We start from the raw sequence: 20,260 nt of genomic DNA, 5'->3' as shown, positions 1-20,260 counted from the left end.
TGTGAGCCTCCCGCACGCAGCGTGATGCGGGAAGGGGGAGTGACCTTCGGCGGCCCGATCTTGACCCGTTCAGGGACGGATCGGGACACGCAGGGTCACCAACGTCTCACATACGCCCCGTCAGCCTCGCATGCAACCACCGGGCGGAGGCGTCGGTGAGCGAGGCGATCTGATCGACGATCACACGCTTGCGGGCCTGGTCGTCACCGGCCGTGGCGAACAGCGCCCGGAACTGCGGGTCGAGGCCCTCCGGCGCGCGGGCGGTGAGCGCCTCGGCGAGTTCGGCCACGACGATCCGCTGCTCGGCGCGGATCCGCTCCTGCTCGGCGCGCTGCATGACGTACCGGTGGGCGATGGACTTCAGGACCGCGCACTCCAGCCGGGCCTCGCGCGGTACGACGAGTTCGGCGCCGTAACGGGTCAGCCGGCCGGTGCCGTACCGCTCGCGGGTGGCGCTCTCCGCGGCCAGGCAGAACCGGCCGATCAGCTGGCTGGTGGCGTCCTTGAGGCGGGCCTGGGCGACCGCGCTGCCGTCGTAGCCGTGCGGCCACCACTCCTCGGCCCGGAGCCGGTCGAGGGCGGCGGCGAGTTCGGCGGGATCGGTGCCGGCGGGCACGTACCTGCCGACGGCGACGGCGAACACCTCCTGCCGTTCGGACTCGGCGCGCAGACGGTCGGGGTCGATGTGACCGGCGTGCAGGCCGTCCTCGACGTCGTGCACCGAATAGGCGACGTCGTCGGACCAGTCCATGACCTGGGCCTCGAAGCAGGTGCGGGTGCCGGGGGCCTCCTTGCGGACCCAGTCGAAGACCGGCCGGTCGTCCTCGTACACACCGAACTTCGGGGAGGCCGGGTCGGTGGGGTGCGCGCCGCGCGGCCAGGGGTACTTGGTGGCGGCGTCGAGGGCGGCGCGGGTGAGGTTGAGGCCGACGGAGCCCTCGGGGGTGAACCGCTTGGGCTCGATGCGGGTGAGCAGCCGCAGCGACTGGGCGTTGCCCTCGAAGCCGCCGCAGTCGTCGGCGAACTCGTTCAGCGCCTGTTCGCCGTTGTGACCGAACGGGGGGTGACCGAGGTCGTGGGACAGGCAGGCGGCCTCCACCAGGTCCGGGTCGCAGCCGAGGGCCGCGCCCAGTTCGCGGCCGACCTGGGCGCATTCGAGGGAGTGGGTGAGGCGGGTGCGGGGGCTGGCGTCCCAGGCCTGGGCGGGGGTGCCGGGGGTGACGACCTGGGTCTTGCCGGCGAGCCTTCTGAGGGCGGCGGAGTGCAGGACACGGGCGCGGTCGCGCTGGAAGGCGGTGCGGCCGGGGCGTTTGTCGGGTTCGGGGGCCCAGCGGTCGGCTGACGCCGGGTCGTAGGCCGGCGGGGGTGCGGGTGCGGGGACTGCCATGGGTCGACAGTACGGGGCGGTGGTGACAAACGGGGGTGGGTGCGCCCGCTGACGTGCCGGGTTGGGGGGCGGTGCGGGTGCGGGTGCGGGTGCGTGGGGGCTGGTCGCGCAGTTCCCCGCGCCCCCAAGAAGGTGGGTCCACTGGGGCGCCCCAAAGGGGCGCGGGGAACTGCGCGACCAGCCACAACGCACCCGCAGCGAAGCCGCATACTCCTAGGCCGCCGCGGTCACCGGGGTTCCCAGGGCCTGCTCGTACCGGTGGATGACCAGTTCGGCCATCGCGGCGTGGGCTCCCAGGGGGGCCGAGGCGATCCACGGGGCGTCTGCCGCGCACTGGGTCGCGAAGCGGCCCGGGGCCGTGAAGTAGGAGGCGACGGCGATGTGCCGGCGCCCCTTCGCACGCAGGGCGGCCACCGCTTCCGGGACCGTCGGGGCCGCCGCCGAGGCGTAGGCGGGGAGCACCGGGACGCCCAGGCGGGCGGCGAGGAGGCCGGCCGTGCGGTCCGTGTCGGCCCTGGACTCCGGGTCCCGGGAACCCGCCGCCGCCAGGATCACCGCGCTCGCGGGGCGGGACCGCCAGCCCGCCTCCAGCAGGCGGGTGCCCAGGGTGTCGGCCAGCAGGGGGTGCGGGCCCAGCGGGGCGGCGACGCGGGTGCGGGCCCGGGCCGCGGCCGCCGTCCGCGGGATGTCCCGCTTGACGTGGTGGCCGCGGCCGAGGAGCAGCGGGACCAGGACGGCCCGGGTGTCGCCGAGGGCGGCGAGGGTGTCGGGGAGCAGCGGTTCGTTCAGTTCGATGTGACCGAGGTGCACGGGCAGGCCGGGGCGCAGGGCGCGCACCCGGTCCTGGAGCGCCCGCACGGTGCTGAGCGCGCGCGGGTCGCGGCTGCCGTGGGCCACCAGGACCAGGGCGGGCGGGCCGGGGCGCGGGGAAAGGTCGGTCACCGTCATGGAAGGATCCTCACCCGAGGAGATTGCGCGGCCGTTGCCTGACCGTCACGGCTGTTTTCCGGCGCTTCACGGTACGGACCCGGACGGTGTGAGCGAACCGGAACGCCCCGGCCGGCGTCCTCCATGGTCGGAGCCGACAGGGCCGCCAGAGCCGACAGGGCCGAGCAGGGGGGGACACCCGTATGAAGATCCGCCGACCGCGGCTGCCGAGCACCCGTACCGGCCGGCGGCGGCTGGTGCAGGGTGTGATGGCGGGCTGCGTGCTGGCGCTGCTGCCGGCCACCTGGCTGTACGTGTCGACGGCGGACCGGCTGCGGACGGTGGCGGACGTACCGCGTACCGACGTGGCCGTGGTCTTCGGCGCGGGCCTGTGGGACGGCGAGCCGTCGCCGTACCTCGCGCACCGTCTGGACGCGGCGGCGCGGCTGTACCGGCAGGGCCGCATCAAGGTGGTCCTCGTCACCGGCGACAACAGCCGCAAGGACTACGACGAGCCGGACGCCATGCGCGCCTACCTCACCCGGCACGGCGTCCCGGGCACGCGCGTCGTCACCGACTACGCGGGCTTCGACACCTGGGACTCGTGCGTCCGCGCCCGGAAGATCTTCGGCGTGGACCGGGCCGTGCTGATCAGCCAGGGGTTCCACATCCGGCGCGCGGTGGCGCTGTGCGAGGCGGCGGGGGTGACGTCGTACGGGGTCGGGGTCGACGCCAAGCACGACGTGACCTGGTACTACGGCGGGACCCGGGAGGTCTTCGCGGCGGCGAAGGCGGCACTGGACGTGGTGTTCGAGCCGGACCCGACGTTCCTCGGGCGGAAGGAACCCGGCGTGGCCCGGGCGCTGGCCGACGGCCGCTGAGGCGGCCGGCGGGAGGTCACCGCCCGGCCGGCCTCCGGTGCCCGAGCCAGTCGCCGCCGTCGATACGCGTGCCCCGGGCGCGCAGCCGTTCGGCGACGGCCGGTCCGGCGACGTACACCCAGGCCCGGAGGGCGGCCCCGTCCCGCAGTCGTACGGCCTCCCGTTCGACGCGCACGTACAGGCTCGCGGGATCGCCCGGTACGTACTCCTCCAGCTCGTCCAGTTCCTGGAGGAGCCGGTCGTACGACTCGGGCCGCGCGGTGACGAGTTCGCCGCTGACCAGGCCGGTGGTGCCGGGTTCCGCTACGGCGTAGGGGTAGCCGGGGCCGTCGTAGAGCACCGCGCCGGCGAGACGGCCCGGTTCCTCCGACTCCGTGCGGCCGCGCAGGAACGCGTCATGGTTGGGCTCGCCCGGCCGGAGGGTGCCGTAGACGAAGAACGGGAGGTGGTGGGGGTTCCGGGCGGTCACAGAAAGGATTCTCCACCCCCGCCGTCCCCCCACACATCTCCACGGAGGCGCTATGGACATGACATGTCATGGACCTTTAAATCTGTCTCGTCATCAGCGCCACCCCACGCCTTCGAGGCACTCTCCGAGGAGACTGATGAGCCGGACCCGGAACAGCCGCGTTTCCCGCCTCGCCACCGCCGGCGTCGCCGCCACCACCGCGACCCTGCTGGCCGCCGCCCTCTCCCCCGCCGCCCACGCCGACGCCAGACCCACCCGGGCCACCGCGATCGCCAACGCGGCCGAGGCGCTCGTCCAGCACGCCGCCGGACTCGGCCTCACCTCCGCCGAGGGCACCTCGGTCCGGGACGTGATCGTCGACAAGAACGGCGCCCAGCACGTCCGTTACGACCGCACGTACCGCAAGCTCCCGGTGCTGGGCGGCGACTTCGTGGTCCACCTCAAGGCGGACGGCGCGTACCGCGGCGCCGACCGGGCGACCCGGAGCACGATATCCCTCGCCTCGGTCGTGCCGGAGATATCCGCCCCGAAGGCCGCCGACCTCGCGGTGAACGCGCTGCGGGCGGCTAACCTCGGCGACGCGCTGCGGCAGGTCCAGGCAAAGCCGCAGCTGGTCGTCGACGCCCTGCACGGCACCCCGAAGCTGGCCTGGCGCACCAACGCCGTCGGCAAGGACTCGCTGGGCAACCCGGTCGCCCGCACCGTGCTGACGGACGCCCGCACCGGCGCCCAGATCGACGCCTGGGACAGCATCGAGACGGCGACCGGCGACGGCAAGTCCCTGTACAGCGGCACGGTCCCGCTGCAGACGACGCAGTCCGGGTCCTCGTACAACCTCACCGACCCCACCCGCGGCAACACCTTCACCGGGGACGCGGCCAACAAGACCGACCTGTGCATCTTCGGCATCTGCATCAGCCGGGCGCCCAACACGGTGTTCACGGACGCCGACAACCACTGGGGCACGGGCGCCACGTCGGACCGCTCGTCGGCGGCCGTCGACGCCCAGTACGGCACCAACGAGACCTGGGACTACTACAAGAACGTCCACGGCCGCAACGGCATCGCCGGTGACGGCAAGGGCTCGTACAACCGCGTCCACTACGGCAACAACTACAACAACGCCTTCTGGGACGACAGTTGCTTCTGCATGACGTACGGCGACGGTGACGGGACCACCTTCGGGCCGCTGGTGGCCCTCGACGTGGCGGGCCACGAGATGACCCACGGGGTCACCTCCAAGACGGCGGCGCTGACCTACACGGGCGAGTCCGGCGGCCTGAACGAGGCCACCTCGGACATCCTCGGCACGCTGGTGGAGTGGTACGCGAACAACTCCTCCGACCCGGGCGACTACCTGATCGGCGAGAAGATCGTCCGCTCCGGCTTCGGCAAGACGGCGCTGCGGTACATGGACCAGCCGTCCAAGGACGGGAGTTCGGCGGACTACTGGAGTTCCTCGGTCGGGAACCTGGACGTGCACTACTCCTCCGGCGTCGCGAACCACTTCGCGTATCTCCTCGCGGAGGGCAGCGGCGCGAAGACGATCAACGGCGTGAGCTACAACTCGCCGACGTACAACGGCTCGACGGTCACCGGGATCGGCCGGGACAAACTGGGGGCGATCTGGTACCGCGCGCTGACCGTCTACATGACGTCCTCGACGAACTACGCGGGCGCGCGGACGGCGACCCTGAACGCCGCGAAGGACCTCTACGGCGCCGGCAGCACCGAGTACAACGCGGTGGCGGCGGCCTGGAGCGCGGTGAACGTCAACTGAGCGGAGCGCAGGACGCATGACGTCGGCCGCCCCGGTCCGCGCACCGGACCGGGACGGCCGTACCTCGTACCCCATGGCAAACAGCGGCGAACAGGGTGAATACCCGGAATTCAAGGAACAGCCGGGGCATTCACACTGCCGCTGAGCGGATCCGATGGCGGATGTGTGTGAATTCCGTGACGGCCGCCGAATTCCGCAACTCCGTCGTCCTGACAAGCCCTTGCGGCACATTCCCGCGTGCACTAACTAGATAAAACATGAACTTGTTCAGCCGCCCCCACACCGCCCGGCGCACCCCCACGGCCCCGCCCCGCTCCGCCCAGGCATCCTCCCCCCACGGCTCCGCGCCCGCCCTGCTGGACCCCGCGCTCGCCGCCCTCACCGGCGAGTGGATCATCGACCCGGCGCACAGCAGAATCGGTTTCTCGGTCCGGCACGCGATGGTGACGACGGTGCGCGGGGCCTTCACTGAGTACAAGAGCCGGCTCTACTTCGACGGCCGTGACCCGTCCCGTTCCCAGGCGGAGATCATCCTGTCCACGGGCAGTGTGGACACCGGCGTGGAGCAGCGGGACGCCCACCTGATGGGCCGCGACTTCCTGGACGCCGCCACCTACCCGCGGATGCGCTTCCAGAGCACGGCGGTTCGCCTCAAGTCCCCCGACGTCTACGTCATGACCGGCGACCTCACCATCAAGAGCGCGACGCGCCCGGTCGACCTGGAGCTGACCTACATCGGCCACGTCACCGACCCCTTCGGCTACCAGCGCGTCGGCTTCGACGGCACGACCACGATCAACCGCATGGACTGGGGCCTGTCGTACAACTCCCGCCTGGCCGAGGGCGGCGCGATGGTGAGCGAGACGGTTCGCCTGCAGTTCGACATCGCCGCGATCCGGATGGTGCCGGAGGGCGCACTCTAGGGTCGTGGACACGGGACGGCGGCTCGTCCGTGGCTCGGGCGGGTCACCCGTTCACTCCCTCCGGGGCCCGCCGTCCGTGTGCTTTTCATACATTTCCCTCCGCTTTCTTTCCATAGCCCCTTTGACCTGCCATAACGGGCTCGCAAAACCCCCGCAGGACCCGTCCTGTGACACCCGTTCATCCCACAGCTGACGGAATCTCGGGGAGCGGGCCCGGCCCGCCTGCCTTTACCTCGGAAGAGCAAGGGAGTGGACGAGAGCCCGACGAGGAGCGAGGGAGCACCATGCGACGCACCGTCCGTCTGCTGACCGGAGCCGCGCTCGCGGTGGCCGCGTCCGGTGCCGCCGGCGCACCGGCCTACGGCAGCGGCTCCGGCGGCCTGGACGTGTACCCCTCGACCGCGGCACCCGGCGCTCAGGTCACGGTGAACACCGCGGTCTGCGGGGAGAAGGGGTCGGCCGTCGGCGACGCCGGTCCGGTCGGCGCCGGGACGTTCACGCTCGCGCCCAGCGCCCACGAGGGCGAGGCGATCGGGGAGTTCCGGGTGCCGGCGAGCGCGCAGCCGGGGACGTACGAGATCGTCGCGAAGTGCGCCGACGGGACCCGCCGGGCCACCGGTGACCTGACGGTGGCGCTGATGCCGGCCGCGGGGCAGCAACTGCAGCCCCACGGCAGTGTGAAGACGGGGGTCGGTGGTGCCCTTGGCACCGACCCCGTGGGGACCGCGGCGGGCGTGGCGGCTCTGGCCGTCGCCGCCGCGGGCGGTACCTGGCTCCTGCATCGCCGGGCGAGAGGCGATGCGTTCTGACGGACACCCTCCGCTGTCCGTCCGCCGGTACCGCCATCCCACCCCCTCCGGGTCCGACGCCCCTCGCGGCCCGGAGGGGGTAGGGGGTCACACGTTCGGTCGCCTTCGAAAGAGGGGTGCTCATGCGCAGGATCGGGGACACCGCGATAGCCGCCGTGACCCTGGTGGCCCTCGGCTCGGGCGTCTGGCTGCTCGGCCCCGGATCGGGCCCGCGGGACGCCCCGCCCCAGCCGTCCGCCGCGGAGGGCCGCCCCGACCCCGCGGAGGAACGCCTCGCGTCCCCCGCGCTGCCGCCCTCCCCGCCCACCCGGATCCGCATCCCCGCCATCCGCGTGGACGCCCCGCTCATGGGCCTCGCCCTCACCTCCGCGGGCAGCCTCGACGTGCCGCCCGCCACCGACAAGAACCTCGCCGGCTGGTACGAGGCGGGCACCACGCCCGGCGAGACCGGCACCGCGATCGTCGCCGGGCACGTGGACAACACCGAGGGGCCCGCCGTCTTCTACGACCTCGGCGCCCTCCGGCGCGGGGCGGTCATCGAGGTGGACCGGCGGGACAGGTCGGTCGCCGTCTTCACGGTGGACGCGGTCGAGGTCTACCAGGCCCGGGACTTCCCCGACGAGAAGGTGTACGGCGCCGCGAAACGGCCCGAGCTGCGGGTGATCACCTGCGGCGGCGGATACTCGCGCACGACCGGCTACCAGGGCAACGTCGTCGTCTTCGCCCACCTCACCGCGACCCGCTGACCACCGGGCCGCCCGCCGCGCCCGCTTCCGCTCCCCGGACCCCTCACATCCCTCCCCCGGCCGGGAAGAGGGCAGCGTTCCGCGCGGGAAACAGGGGTGATGCGGTCGGGTAACGTCCGCCGCGCAGGCTCCTGGACATGACCTCGAATACGCGTGTGGTGGTGACCGGCGCCGGCCTCGCGGGCGTCCGCCCCGCCCGCCGACTCGGGGAGCCCGGCACACCGGCGCCACCGATGACACCGGTGAGACCCGCGCCGCCGATTCCGGCACCGACGCCACCGGAGCGGCCCACGGCACCCGTGACGCCCACCGGATGCGTGACGTCCACCGGACCCGCCACATCCAGCAGGCCCGCGACACCCACTGGGCCCATCACGCCCACCGGACCCGCCACATCCAGCAGGCCCGTGACCTCCACCGGCCCCGTCCCGCCCACCGGACCCGCGACACCCACCAGACCCGCGACGCCCACCGGACCCGTCACGCCCACCGGACCCGCCGCATCCAGCAGGTCCGTGGCGTCCGCCAGGTCCGTCACGTCCGCCGTGCGCTTCGCCGGTGGCGTCCCCCCGCTCCACCTGCTCACCCACGATGGAGGCTCCTGATGACCACCGCCCCCGGGGCCACCCCCACGATCGTGCTCGTCGGCCACGGCATGGTCGGCCAGCGCTTCCTCGAAGCGCTGGCGGCGCGCGGTCTGACCGCCACGCACCGCGTGGTCGTGCTCTGCGAGGAGCCGCGTCCCGCCTACGACCGCGTCGCCCTCACCTCGTACTTCTCGGGCCGGAGCCCCGACGACCTCTCCCTGACGGACATGGGGTTCATCGCCGACCACGGCATCGAGCTGTACGTCGGCGACCCGGCGCAGCACGTCGACCGCGCGGCGCGGACGGTGACGGCCAGGTCCGGCGCGGTGTTCGGGTACGACACGCTCGTCCTGGCCACCGGCTCGTACCCGTTCGTGCCGCCGGTCCCGCACAAGGAGGCGACCGGCTGCTTCGTGTACCGCACGATCGAGGACCTCCTCGCGATCGAGGAGTACGCGAAGAACGCCTCGACGGGCGCCGTGGTCGGCGGCGGCCTGCTCGGACTGGAGGCCGCGGGCGCCCTCAAGGGGCTCGGACTCACCTCCCACATCGTGGAGTTCGCACCGCGGCTGATGCCGGTGCAGGTGGACGAGGGCGGTGGTGCGGCGCTGCTGCGCACCATCGAGGAGATGGGCCTGACCGTGCACACCGGCGTGGGCACGCAGGAGATCGTCGTCGACGACGCGGGTGCCGTGACCGGCATGAAGCTGTCCGACGGTTCCGAACTCGCCACCGACCTCGTGGTGTTCAGCGCCGGCGTCCGCCCGCGCGATCAACTCGCCCGGGACTGCGGCCTGTCGGTCGGTGAGCGCGGCGGCATCACGGTCGACGAGCAGTGCCGTACGGTGACGGACCCGCACGTGTTCGCGATCGGCGAGTGCGCCCTGGCGGCGGACGGCCGGGTGTACGGCCTGGTGGCACCGGGTTACGAGCAGGCCGAGACGGCCGCGGCGACCATCGCCTCCGACGAGGCCGCCTTCACCGGCGCCGACCTGTCGACCAAGCTGAAGCTGCTCGGCGTGGACGTGGCCTCCTTCGGCGACGCGCACGGCGCCGCCGCCGACTGCCTCGACGTCGTCTACTCCGACGCCCGTTCGGGCCTGTACAAGAAGCTGGTCATCGGCAGGGACGGCACCCTGCTCGGCGGCATCCTGGTCGGCGACGCGGAGGCGTACGGGACGCTGAAGGCGTTCACCGGTTCGGTGCCGCCGGTCGCGCCCGAGTCGCTGGTGCTGCCGGCCGGTGCCGGGGAGGCCGTCCAGCTCGGCCCGGCCGCGCTGCCGGACGAGGCGATCATCTGCTCCTGCAACAACGTCCGCAAGGGCACCGTCCGCGAGGCCGTCACCGAGCACGGCTGCACCACCGTGCCCGAGGTGAAGAAGTGCACCAAGGCCGGTACGACGTGCGGCAGTTGCGTCAAGGTCCTCGGACAGCTGGTCACCGCGGAGCTGGAGGCGTCCGGCGTCGAGGTCGACAAGGGCCTGTGCGGCTGCTTCGCGCAGACCCGCGAGGAGCTGTACGAGATCGTCCTCGCGTTGCGCGTCACCACCTACCAGGACCTGCTCGACCGGTACGGCCGGGAGGCGGCCCGGGGCGGCGACGGCTGCGAGACCTGCAAGCCCGCCGTCGGCTCGATCATCGCGTCCCTCGCCCCGACGATCGGCGCGAGCGGGTACGTCCTGGACGGCGAACAGGCGGCCCTCCAGGACAGCAACGACCACTTCCTGGCCAACCTCCAGAAGAACGGCTCGTATTCGGTCGTACCGCGCATCCCCGGCGGTGAGATCACTCCCGAGGGCCTGATCACGATCGGTGAGATCGCCCGGGACTTCGGCCTCTACACGAAGATCACGGGCGGTCAGCGCATCGACATGTTCGGGGCGCGCGTCGAGCAGCTGCCGCTGATCTGGATGCGGCTGGTGGACGCCGGCTTCGAGTCCGGCCACGCCTACGGCAAGGCGCTGCGCACGGTGAAGTCCTGCGTGGGCTCGACCTGGTGCCGCTACGGCGTCCAGGACTCGGTGCGGATGGCGATCGACCTGGAACTGCGCTACCGCGGGCTCCGGTCCCCGCACAAGCTCAAGTCGGCGGTGTCCGGCTGCGCCCGGGAGTGCGCGGAGGCCCAGTCGAAGGACTTCGGCGTCATCGCCACCGCGGGCGGCTGGAACCTCTACGTCGGCGGCAACGGCGGTGCCACGCCGCGCCACGCGGACCTGCTCGCACAGGACCTGTCCGACGCCGAACTGGTCCGTCTGATCGACCGGTTCCTGATGTTCTACATCCGCACGGCGGACCGGCTGGAGCGCACGTCGACCTGGCTGGAGCGGATCCCGGGCGGCCTGGACCACGTCCGGGACGTCGTCGTCGAGGACTCCCTCGGCATCTGCGAGGAGCTGGAGTCCCTGATGGCGGCGCATGTCGCCCACTACGCCGACGAGTGGGCGGCGACCATCGACGACCCCGAGAAGCTCGCCCGTTTCGTGTCCTTCGTCAACGCCCCCGACACCCCCGACCCGGTCGTGGGCTTCGTGCCCGAGCGCGACCAGATCAAGCCCGACCTGCCGCTGCTGTCCATCGGCATGCGCCCCGCCGCAGACGTACTGGAAGGAAGCGCCCAGCGATGACCCTGGCCCCCGAGACCACCGATCTGAAGGTCCAGCTCCAGTTGGCCGACAGCTGGTTCACGGTCTGCGACCTGAGCCTGCTGACCCCCGGCCGGGGGGTGGCCGCGCTGCTGCCGGACGGCCGCCAGGTCGCCGTCTTCCGCGACCGCACGGACCGCCTGTACGCCATCGACAACCGCGACCCCTTCGGCGGCGCGGCGGTCCTCTCCCGCGGCCTGACCGGCACCCACCAGGGCCGCCCGTTCGTCGCCTCACCCCTGCTGAAGCAGCGCTTCGACCTGGTGACCGGCGCGTGCCTGGACGACGAGGCGGTCCGGGTGACGGCGTACGAGGTGCGGGCCACCGTGTAGGAGCCGGCGCTGCCACAGCCGGCACGGCCGTGACCTGCATGACCGGGCGGCCTGGCGGCCTGGCGGCCTGGCGGACCATTTTGTTGACCGATCGTTCTGGATGAACCTAGGCTCTGGCGCATGGCCAGGACCAAGGAGTTCGACCCGGACGCCGCGCTGCTGGCAGCTCTGGAGCTGTTCTGGCGGCGCGGCTACGAGGCCACCTCCGTGGCCGACCTGGTGGCACACCTGGGCATCGGGCGGGCCAGCCTCTACGCGACCTTCGGCGGCAAGCACGAGCTGTACCTGAAGGCACTGGACCGCTACCAGCAGGACCGCCTCCCGGCCGTCCTGCACAGCCTGTCCCAGCCGGGTCCGGCGCTGCCGGCCGTACGCGCGCTGGTACGGCGGTACGCCGACGAGTCCGCGGTCGACGACCTGCGGCTGCGCGGCTGCCTCGTCACCAACACGGCGGCCGAACTGGCCCCGCACGACCCCGCGGCGGCGCGCAGCGTCGAGCAGGACTGGGACCGCGTCGAGACGGTCCTGCACACGGCCCTGGTCCGCGCCCAGGCCCAACACGAGCTGCCGGCCGAGCGCGACCCGCTCGCCCTCGCCCGCACCCTGCTGGTGCTGCTGCAGGGCCTGCGGGTGGTGGGCAAGGCATCGGCGGACCCGGCCCGGGTCCGGGACGCGGCGGAGCAGGTGCTGCGCCTGCTGGACTGACGGACGCCCCCACGCCTCTCCACGGCGCAGGGGGCGTCTTCTTCCGCCTTCATACTGGACCGATCATTCTGAAAATACCGTTCTGAGAAGACCGTTCTGAAAAAGGGGAGATCATGACCACGGGGAATCGGTTCTCGGGCCGTACCGCACTCGTGACGGGAGCCGGCAGCGGCATCGGCCGGGCCACCGCCCTGGCGTTCGCGGCGGAGGGCGCGCGCGTGGTCGTGGCGGGCCGGCGGGAGGGGCCGCTGAAGGAGACGGTGGCGCTGATCGAGGAGCGGCGCGGCGAGGCGGCGGCGGTACCGGCCGACCTCGCCCGGGCGGGGGAGGCCACGAGGCTGGTCGCGGCCGCCGTGGACCGGTTCGGCTCGCTGGACGTGGCGGTGAACAACGCGGGGGTCTTCCGCGGCGGCGTGCCGCTGGCCGACCTCCCGGAGGCCGACTGGCACGAGCAGCTGGCGGTCAACGTGACCGGGGTGCACCTGGCGTTGCAGGCGGAGATCCGCCGGATGCGGACCCAGCCGACGGGCGGTGCGATCGTCACCGTCTCCTCCAACTTCGGCGTCCACACCACGTCCGCCGGGGCCGCCGCGTACGCGGCGACGAAGGCGGCGGTGACGGCACTGAGCCGGGGTGCGGCGCTGGACCACATCAAGGACAGGGTCCGTATCAACGTCGTCAGCCCCGGGGCGACGGCCACCTCCATGTCGCTGCGCGCGGGCGAGACGGACGCGGACCGCGCCGAGCGGGCACGGGCGACCCTGCCGCTGGGCCGGGTCTCGGCGACGGCGGAGATCGCGGCGGCCGTGCTGTACCTGGCCTCGGACGACGCCGCGTCCATGGTGGGGACGGACCTGGTGGTGGACAGCGGCGCCTCGCTGTAGAGGCCGTACGGGCCGGGCGGGCGGCGCGTAGGGTGCGGGGATGATCGGTGTTCCGGAGGGGCTGGTACGTGACACGGTCGGCCGCGAGGGCGATCGCGGGGCGGCGTGGATCGCCGAACTCCCCGCGATCGTCGCCGGCCTGCTGGAACGCTGGGACTGCGAGCCGGACGGCGAGGTGACGCACGGGGGCGTCGGGGTGGTCGTCCCGGTCCGGCAGCGGACGGGCGGCAGGCCGTGCGTCGTGAAGGTGTCGTTCCCGCATCCCGGCAACGTCCACGAACCGGACGCCTTCGAGGCCTGGCGGGGGCGGGGAGCGGTCCTCCTGCACGGACGGGACGACGCCCGTTTCGCCCTCCTGCTGGAGCGGGCCCACACGACGACGCTGGCGGCGCTGGAGTCCGACGAGGAGACGCTGGTGGCGATCGCGGGCCGGCTGAACCACCGCCTGGCCGTGCCGGCACCGGCGGGGCTGCCCCGTCTGCGGGACCGGGCCGCGGACTGGGAGACGGAGTTGCGGCGGGACGCCGCCGAGCTGGCGCACGCGCTGCCGCCGCGGGTGCTGGACGCGGCCGTCGCCACGACCCGCGAACTGGGCCGCACCCAGCCGGACACCCTCGTCCACGGCGACCTGCACGCGCGCAACATCCTCCGGGGGGACCGCGAACCGTGGCTGGCGGTCGACCCGAAAGGCTGGGCCGGAGACCCCGCGTACGACGCCGGCACCCTCCTGAAGTCCCGCGCGCTGAGCCTCATGCGGACCGCCGACCTGCGCAAGGCCGCCCACCGCCTGCTCGACGTCTTCGCCGAAGCGGCCGAACTCGACCGCGAACGGGTCCGCCGCTGGGCCCAGTTGCACGCCGTACAGGCCTCCTTCTGGGCTCGCCGCCACGGCTTCCGCATCGCCCGCGACGGCCCGCACCTGACCCACATCACCCGCTTCACCGACGAACTGGCCACGTCCCTGACCGCCTGAGCCCCCGCCCGCCGGCTGTCGTAGAGTGCGCCGTGGTGGGGACGTGGGATCCGTCGGAGGGGGGCCTGCCATGAGTACGGTGGATGCCGTGGGGGCGTCGGACAGTCCCGAGCAGATGGTCGCGGAGGCGCGGAAGGCGTTCTTCGTGATGTTCGGGCTGCTCGTGGTCGTCTGGCTGGTGCAACTGGCCAACTTCGCCGACCACTACGCCCTCTCCAGGGACTACGCGGTGGTCTCCGGCGACCTCGGCACACTGCCCGACATCCTGGTGGCGCCGTTGCTGCACTGGAGCTGGGCGCACATCGAGAGCAACTCGGGCCCGCTGTTCGTCTTCGGCTTCCTCGCCGCCTACCGGGGTGTGCTGCGGTTCCTCGGACTGACGCTGCTCATCGCCGTCAGCAGCGGCGCCGTGGTGTGGTTCTTCGAGCGGGGCGACGTGGCGACGGTCGGTGCCAGCGGCCTGATCTTCGGGTACTTCGGCTACGTCGTCGTCCGCGGACTCTTCGACCGGCACCTCGTCGACACGTTGGTCGGTCTCGTCATGGGCGCCTCCTTCGCCTACCTCCTCACCGTGGCCGTACCCGGCACCCCGGGCGTGAGCTGGCTCGGTCACCTCGGCGGGCTGCTCGGCGGACTGGCCGGGGCCTGGCTCTTCCGGGACCGCCGGCGCCGCACGGCACCCGCGGCCGCCACCCCCCGCACCCCGCCCGGCACCGCCGCCCCCATCCACGCCGCCCTACTCAAGGAACTGGACGACCACGGCCTCCTGTGAGCCCCGCGGTGGACGCACCGAGGGGCGGCACCCCCGCACAGGGTGCAAGACCAACCCCCTGACCAGGGGATTCGGGGTCTGCCGCCCCTCATAGGGCACTCTCAGGGCACATCGTTCAGCGCGGACTCCATCATGTCGGCCGTTCGGTCCTCCTCCGCCTCCCACAGATGGGTGTAGACGTTCAGCGTGATCGACGGCTTCGCGTGACCGAGCCTCATCTGCACCTGCTTCGGCGTCGCCCCATTTTTGATCAGCACAGAGGCATAGAAGTGCCGCAGGTCGTGAAGCGTCGTGTCCTCGGGGACACGGACCTTGCTGCCCGACTTCTTCAGGTGCGCGTTCGCCCGCTTGACGTTCCGGGCCCACACCTTTGCCCAACTCCCCCGCCGAATCGCTCCGCCGGTCTCGCTTGTGTAGAGCAACCGGGCATGGCGCCATACGGGCTTCCGGGGGTTCGTCCGATCCTCGATGTGCACGACCTGAGGCGGGAACTTCTCACGGTGCCGTGCAATCTCGTCTACGACCGAACGCCCTTGAGGAACGGACCGATAGCTCTGCTTGGTCTTCGGCTCCCCGAGGTACGGCACGCCCTTGTCGGGCCCAATCAGTTGCTGCTTGACCGTCACGGTCTCGGCAGGGTCTCCGTCCTCCAGCCCGAACAGCTCACCTTGCCGTAGGCCAGTGGACGCGGCCTGCCTCACCAGGGCGCGGTATCGGGGTGACGCTGTCACGATGAGTGCCTTTACCGCGTCCGGATGAAGCGGGTGGATCTCCGGATAGAAGACCTCCGGTGGCTTCAGTCCCTCCCATGGGTACTTCGGGATGATCCCTTCCTGGTGGGCCATCTTCAGAATGCTGGTGCAGACGTTCCATGGCGTTGCAAAGGTCGACGGAGCGATGACCGCCGACCGCTCTTTGATCCACCGCTGTCCGTCTGCCCGCTCAATTCGGCCGATCGCCCGATCACCGAACGTCGGGTAGATGTGCAGCCGTAGAGCACGCTCTACGTTCGTCTCGGTCCTCTCGCGGTGTACGGCTGTCTCCTGCCAGCGCTCGGCGATGGCCCTGAACTTCTGCTTACCCAACTCCCGGTTCACGAAGGTGCCGGCGTCGAGTTCAGCCGTCACCTTTGCGGCACGGGAGTCGGCAGCAGCCTTCTTCTCAAAGTTCTCCTTGCACTGCTTGCCGGACAGGTCCCGATAGCGCACCTGCCAGCGTTTCCCTGTGCCATGGTCGCTGCTCGGATACACCGTCTGGGTCTTGCTGCTGTGCGCCTCGCACGGCTCGGCGTCAGCCGGCGGTCGGGAGAGGTGCCAGCGGTCGTACACGTCAGCCATCAGTTCCCCTCCCGCTCAGGACGCGCTACGTCGACCATGAGGCACGGTTCGTTGGTGTTTCGGGTCATGCTGCGCGACGGCCTTCGATCTCCTCGGCGTCGTACTTGTCGAGCGCGTTGGCGTCGTACAGAACATGTCGACCGCGCCGTATGAAGCACTGCGGGCCGGTTTCGGCGTAGCGCCAGTAGCGGACAGTTGAGGGCGAAGTGCGGTAGCGCTCGGCGACTTCCGCAGTCGTCAGGTACTTCTTCATGTCGTCCGTCCTTCGAGGAAGAGGAGGGAGCGACTCCCGCCCCGGCGTTCCGGGCTGGGGTCTCTCTGAGGGGCGCTACTTCCGCTACCGCCGCTACCGCGCAGGTCAGGGGCCTGTTCGGGGTAGCGGGAAGGGATAGCGGTAGCGGATGGGTAGCGGCGCGGTAGCGGCAACTCGGGATGGTTGCCGCTACCGCGTTGTTGCCGGTCAGGCAGCGTTTTCGGTGCCGGGTAGCGGAGGTAGCGGACTTTCCGGGGGTGGGGGGAGGTAGCGGGCCCACGCGTCGTGCAGATCGCTGGCGTAGTAGCCCTTCAGCACGCTCCCGGCGGTCTTGATGTTGCGGGAGGTGATCGGTTCGTTGTCCGCCGTCATGTACTCGGCGAGCATCCGCGACAACCTGCGGTTGTCGAGCGGCTTGCCGTGCAGATCGGCCCATGGCGCGTCGTCCAGGGCGTTGAGCCGGTCCAGGATGGCGACGGTGGGCAGGCGGTCGATGCCGACCATGACGTGGTCGCGTAGGTCGGCGAGCAGCCGGATTCCGAGACTGCCCCTGTCGTTGGCCTTGGACGCGGTCACCAGCGCCACGCACGCGGCGCGGGCCCGCTGCGGCCAGTCGCCGCCGGCCGCGTCGGCGATGGCGAGCAGGGGTTCCCACACGTCCGCCGGCCGGTCGGTGACCCCGTCGGGCATGTCGGGCCAAGCGCCCATCACGAACCCCCGCGCGTGCTCCGCCCATGCGGCGAGCCGGTCACGCAGCTTGTGCCCCTCTGCCTCGTGGACGCGGGCCCGGAAGGACTCGACGCGTTCGTTGCGGGCCCGGCGGCGCATCCGGATGATGACCGACCGGGTCATGATCGTGTCGGGCAGCGAGCCGAGACCTGCGACCGCAACCGCGCAGTACGAGGGGAACTCCTGAACGGTCTGGTTCCCGCCGTCGCCGACGCACCGGTAGGTGACCCCGGTCCGGCGGTGCCCGGCGTTCAGGAACCCCCGCAACTCCTCGTTCTCCCCCGCCTTCGGGCCGAAGACCGTGTCGATCTCATCGAACAGGATCGTCGGCCGGCCAGCGGGGTTGGAGACGGAGCGGAACAGGGCGGCGGCGGACGCGTTGACCGCCGTCATCGGGGCGGGCACGAGGGTTTCCACGATCTCCAGCGCGCGGGACTTCCCCGAGCCCGGTTCCGGGGAGAGGAAGGCCAGGCGGGGGGTGGAGTCGAAGCAGTCGAGCAGGTGGGCGTGCGCGTCCCACAGAGTTACAGCGATATAGGCGGCCTCGGTCGGAAAGACGTTGAACCGGCGGTGGAACGCTTCGACATCGTTGAGCAGCGCGGCCCCGTCGATGGTGGGGGTCATGCGGCGGCCCTTCCTTCCGTGCTGGGTGCGGGGGTGCCGGTGCAGGCGGCCCGATGCGCCTCGTACTCCCTGATCAGGGCGGCGACGGTGCGCGGACCGGTGGCAGTGCCGGTCTGTCCGCAGGGGCAGGCGTAGGCGGCGGTGGGGGTGTCGCCGTAGCGCTTGGACCAGCGGGCCCCGTCGTCGTGGTCGCGGTAGACCGGCGGGGCATAGATCCGGATTCCGGGCCGCTCCGGCGTCGGGTCGCCCGGAGCGGCCGACCGCGGGTCAGGGCGAAGAGCAGTTCGGACGCCCTTGCGGGCGACGTCCTTCGGTTCGCCCACGGTCGCCGTCGGTTCGGCCGGTCGCGCGGCGTGCGGGCCGGTCGGGACGGTGGGGATGCTCTTCAGGAGGGGGCGGGAGCGGGGGCTCATGCCGCCTGCCTGCGTCCGGAGTTGTGGGTGATGGACCAGTTGAGGGCGCTGCGGAGGGTCGAGCGGCACTCGGCGGCGGACAGTCCGGCCGACTGCCCCGCCTCCTGAAGAGCCTGCTCGACCACGTGCCGGGGGAGGTCACCCCACGCGACGAACCGTCCCAGAGCGCGCGCCGCCCGGAACAACGCGCCTTCCCGCGACCCCTGTTGGGCTGTGGCGACGTTCCGTGTCTCGTTGGCGAGTGCTACATCCGCATATCGCTGTGATTGCCCCGCTGTGGGCTCTGAGGGGGTCTGTGTGGGCTTAGGGGCGGGTTGCAGGATGGTTTGGAGCCAGAGCGGCAGAGGAGCCACCACGGGGGCGCACAGGGCTTCGTACGCTCCGGTGGGGGTGGTGCTGCCGGCGGCGACCACGTATCCGCCCCATGCCCGTGTGTCGACCGAACGGGCCACGGTCCCGGCCGTGTTGGCCAGCCGGACCCCGGCCGGGACGGTGAAGTACAGGTGCTCTCCTCCGCTCGCGGTCCGCACCCGGTAGGTGTCCGGGACCGCGTGCCCGGCGCGCTCGCAGAGCGCTGCGAAGGTCGCCGCGCCGCCAGGTGCGTCCGAACTGCCTTTGCCCTTGCATACGTCCAGGTCGACGACCAGCAGCCCGGAGGGGCCTGTGGCGATGCCGACGTTGAACGGGGCCCGTGACCAGGCGGCGCGGATGCGGTCGGGGTCGGTCGTGGCGCGCTGCTCCCACTTGCGGTGTCCGGCCGCGCACTGCCCGGTTCGCGGGCACGCCTGCTCGCCGTGCAGGGCGGGCGGCTTGCTGCCGGGGCGCAGGGGGAAGACGTGCCAGCCACGGTCGGCCGCGTCGAGGGCGGCCCGCATCAGGTGCTCGCTCATGCCGCGACTCCCAATGTCGATCGAACTGGGATGGCGGTGAGCACGGAGACGATGTGCGCGGCGAGCAGCGGTGGCACGACATTGCCGACCTGCTCGAACTGCTTGGTTCGGGTCCCGTGGAACGGGTGATCGGCCGGGAGCGATTGAAGGATCGCCGCTTCGGCAAGGGTCAGGTTGCGCTCCTCGACGCCGTCTCCGACCCACTTGCACCGGTTCGCGCTGCTGGTGATGGTGAAAGATGGTTCGCTCAGCGCCCGCTCGTAGTGTTCGGTGTCGCCTGACGGAAGCTTCCAGCCCTGCCCGCTGCGCAGCTTCCATGAGCGTGCTCGGCCGGTCAGTGCGTTGCTCGGGCCGTCGGCGGTGAACTCGTTGCCGCCGGCCGCCCGACCGCGCACGTCCCTGGGGCGGTCGCCGCGGGTGTTGACCGTGACGCCGGACGGCAAGCCCAGCGCTTCGGCCATGGACACCCAGGGAGCCAGGCACTCGCCGAACAGACCGATCACCGGGCTCTTGGCGTGTGTCGGAGCGGGCGCGGTCACCGGGCGGGCGCGGGAGGCCAGGAGGATCGCACGCTTCCGGGTCTGCGGCACACCGTAGTCGGCGGCGTTCAGGACGCCGGTCCACGTGCTGTAGCCCCACTGCTGGAGGTACAGGGCGTACTGGCGCCACAGCGGTAGGACGTCGGGGACTTCCTCCAGGCACACCCACTCGGGGCGCAGGTCGGCGAGCCAGCGCATCGGCTCCGCGGCGAGCAGGGACCGCTTGTCCTTGCACCGGTTGAGAAGTTCGGTGCGGGCGTCGCGGCCGTGGGCGAGGTCGTGAACGGCCTGGTGCACGAGCGCCTGATCGGCGAGACCGGCGCGTTTCCCGGCACGCGACCAGGCCTGGCACGGCGGCGACGCGATGAGCCCGGTGATGCGGTCCTGGAACGGGCCGGTCGGGTAGGTCGCCACGTCGGCTTGAATGGTCGCGTGACCGGCAGCGCGCGCGGTCTGACAGGCTGCCGGGTCCCACTCCAGGCCGATGTCGGCCAGGCCGAGCATGCGCAGGCCTTCCGCCCAGCCGCCGGGCCCCCGGAACAGCTCCACGATGCCGTCGGGGACGGTCTCGGTCGAGGACTCATCCGGGATCAAGAAAGGTCGGTTCGGGGCGAGTAAGGCGGACACTCGCCGGATGTCGGTCGGTTGCGTCATCCTG

Annotated in this window: 21 protein-coding genes; 11 read left to right on the top strand and 10 right to left on the bottom strand. The window is 71.8% G+C overall.

Annotated elements, in window-relative coordinates; all coding sequences use genetic code 11:
- Window positions 1-106: 106 nt before the first annotated feature.
- Entirely contained in the window at window positions 107-1,387 is a 1,281-nt protein-coding gene (locus tag AB0G52_RS24385) for a deoxyguanosinetriphosphate triphosphohydrolase (RefSeq protein WP_132886653.1), read from the bottom strand.
- Between the two features lie 213 nt (window positions 1,388-1,600).
- Window positions 1,601-2,335: a sirohydrochlorin chelatase gene (locus AB0G52_RS24380; protein WP_361338571.1), complete on the bottom strand. Its 735-nt coding sequence runs from the start codon at window positions 2,333-2,335 to the stop codon at window positions 1,601-1,603.
- A 182-nt stretch (window positions 2,336-2,517) separates the two neighbouring features.
- Here AB0G52_RS24380 and AB0G52_RS24375 point away from each other — a divergent pair, with 182 nt between their 5' ends.
- Window positions 2,518-3,195, top strand: coding sequence for an ElyC/SanA/YdcF family protein (locus AB0G52_RS24375; protein WP_361338568.1), 678 nt, complete (start codon window positions 2,518-2,520; stop codon window positions 3,193-3,195).
- Window positions 3,196-3,211: 16 nt separating this feature from the next.
- On the opposite strand, the gene AB0G52_RS24370 is transcribed toward AB0G52_RS24375, so the two are convergent.
- Entirely contained in the window at window positions 3,212-3,664 is a 453-nt protein-coding gene (locus AB0G52_RS24370; RefSeq protein ID WP_361338566.1) for a gamma-glutamylcyclotransferase family protein, read from the bottom strand.
- 136 nt (window positions 3,665-3,800) lie between these two features.
- On the opposite strand from AB0G52_RS24370, the gene AB0G52_RS24365 reads away from it, so the two are divergent.
- The 4 genes from AB0G52_RS24365 to AB0G52_RS24350 all read left to right on the top strand — a co-directional run bounded on the left by AB0G52_RS24365 (window position 3,801) and on the right by AB0G52_RS24350 (window position 7,922).
- Window positions 3,801-5,444, top strand: coding sequence for a M4 family metallopeptidase (locus tag AB0G52_RS24365; RefSeq protein WP_132886657.1), 1,644 nt, complete (start codon window positions 3,801-3,803; stop codon window positions 5,442-5,444).
- A 257-nt stretch (window positions 5,445-5,701) separates the two neighbouring features.
- A complete protein-coding gene (locus AB0G52_RS24360) occupies window positions 5,702-6,367 on the top strand; it encodes a YceI family protein (RefSeq protein WP_132886658.1) in 666 nt (221 codons plus the stop codon).
- 284 nt (window positions 6,368-6,651) lie between these two features.
- Window positions 6,652-7,176 carry a hypothetical protein gene (locus AB0G52_RS24355; RefSeq protein ID WP_361338562.1) on the top strand — a complete coding sequence of 175 codons (525 nt, stop codon included), beginning with the start codon at window positions 6,652-6,654 and terminating at the stop codon, window positions 7,174-7,176.
- Between the two features lie 122 nt (window positions 7,177-7,298).
- A complete protein-coding gene (locus AB0G52_RS24350; protein ID WP_361338559.1) occupies window positions 7,299-7,922 on the top strand; it encodes a class F sortase in 624 nt (207 codons plus the stop codon).
- A 43-nt stretch (window positions 7,923-7,965) separates the two neighbouring features.
- Here the strand turns inward: AB0G52_RS24350 and AB0G52_RS24345 are convergent, their stop codons facing one another.
- The gene (locus tag AB0G52_RS24345; protein ID WP_361338556.1) at window positions 7,966-8,508 is read right to left on the bottom strand and encodes a hypothetical protein; all 543 of its coding nucleotides are present in this window, start codon (window positions 8,506-8,508) and stop codon (window positions 7,966-7,968) included.
- An 18-nt stretch (window positions 8,509-8,526) separates the two neighbouring features.
- Between AB0G52_RS24345 and nirB the strand changes: the two genes are divergently transcribed.
- From nirB to AB0G52_RS24315, 6 genes are all read left to right on the top strand, one after another.
- On the top strand, window positions 8,527-11,133 hold the full coding sequence (gene nirB / locus AB0G52_RS24340) for a nitrite reductase large subunit NirB (RefSeq protein WP_361338553.1): 2,607 nt from the start codon (window positions 8,527-8,529) through the stop codon (window positions 11,131-11,133).
- On the top strand, window positions 11,130-11,483 hold the full coding sequence (nirD, locus tag AB0G52_RS24335; RefSeq protein ID WP_132886662.1) for a nitrite reductase small subunit NirD: 354 nt from the start codon (window positions 11,130-11,132) through the stop codon (window positions 11,481-11,483). The genes nirB and nirD overlap by 4 nt, the downstream gene beginning before the upstream one ends.
- A 120-nt stretch (window positions 11,484-11,603) precedes the next feature.
- Window positions 11,604-12,188 carry a TetR/AcrR family transcriptional regulator gene (locus AB0G52_RS24330; protein ID WP_132886663.1) on the top strand — a complete coding sequence of 195 codons (585 nt, stop codon included), beginning with the start codon at window positions 11,604-11,606 and terminating at the stop codon, window positions 12,186-12,188.
- A gap of 113 nt (window positions 12,189-12,301) precedes the next feature.
- Entirely contained in the window at window positions 12,302-13,072 is a 771-nt protein-coding gene (locus AB0G52_RS24325; protein ID WP_361338548.1) for an SDR family oxidoreductase, read from the top strand.
- 40 nt (window positions 13,073-13,112) lie between these two features.
- On the top strand, window positions 13,113-14,045 hold the full coding sequence (locus AB0G52_RS24320; RefSeq protein ID WP_361338546.1) for an aminoglycoside phosphotransferase family protein: 933 nt from the start codon (window positions 13,113-13,115) through the stop codon (window positions 14,043-14,045).
- A gap of 70 nt (window positions 14,046-14,115) precedes the next feature.
- Window positions 14,116-14,817: a rhomboid family intramembrane serine protease gene (locus AB0G52_RS24315; protein ID WP_361338543.1), complete on the top strand. Its 702-nt coding sequence runs from the start codon at window positions 14,116-14,118 to the stop codon at window positions 14,815-14,817.
- 101 nt (window positions 14,818-14,918) lie between these two features.
- On the opposite strand, the gene AB0G52_RS24310 is transcribed toward AB0G52_RS24315, so the two are convergent.
- The 6 genes from AB0G52_RS24310 to AB0G52_RS24285 form a co-directional block, all read right to left on the bottom strand.
- Complete coding sequence (locus AB0G52_RS24310; protein ID WP_361338540.1) at window positions 14,919-16,154, bottom strand: site-specific integrase; 1,236 nt, start codon at window positions 16,152-16,154, stop codon at window positions 14,919-14,921.
- A gap of 64 nt (window positions 16,155-16,218) precedes the next feature.
- Window positions 16,219-16,407 (bottom strand): helix-turn-helix domain-containing protein, encoded by a 189-nt coding sequence (locus tag AB0G52_RS24305; protein WP_361338537.1) that lies wholly within the window; start codon window positions 16,405-16,407, stop codon window positions 16,219-16,221.
- 207 nt (window positions 16,408-16,614) lie between these two features.
- A complete protein-coding gene (locus tag AB0G52_RS24300; protein ID WP_361338534.1) occupies window positions 16,615-17,760 on the bottom strand; it encodes a DUF3631 domain-containing protein in 1,146 nt (381 codons plus the stop codon).
- Entirely contained in the window at window positions 17,757-18,173 is a 417-nt protein-coding gene (locus tag AB0G52_RS24295) for a hypothetical protein (RefSeq protein WP_361338530.1), read from the bottom strand. The genes AB0G52_RS24300 and AB0G52_RS24295 overlap by 4 nt, the downstream gene beginning before the upstream one ends.
- Window positions 18,170-19,063: a bifunctional DNA primase/polymerase gene (locus AB0G52_RS24290; RefSeq protein WP_361338527.1), complete on the bottom strand. Its 894-nt coding sequence runs from the start codon at window positions 19,061-19,063 to the stop codon at window positions 18,170-18,172. Before AB0G52_RS24290 ends, AB0G52_RS24295 begins: the two co-directional genes overlap by 4 nt.
- Entirely contained in the window at window positions 19,060-20,196 is a 1,137-nt protein-coding gene (locus tag AB0G52_RS24285; protein WP_361338524.1) for a DNA cytosine methyltransferase, read from the bottom strand. Before AB0G52_RS24285 ends, AB0G52_RS24290 begins: the two co-directional genes overlap by 4 nt.
- Window positions 20,197-20,260 lie beyond the last annotated feature (64 nt).

The sequence above is a fragment of the Streptomyces sp. NPDC021562 genome (assembly GCF_040640875.1).
Classification (GTDB): domain Bacteria; phylum Actinomycetota; class Actinomycetes; order Streptomycetales; family Streptomycetaceae; genus Streptomyces.
This window is presented reverse-complemented; position numbering and strand designations above follow the sequence as displayed.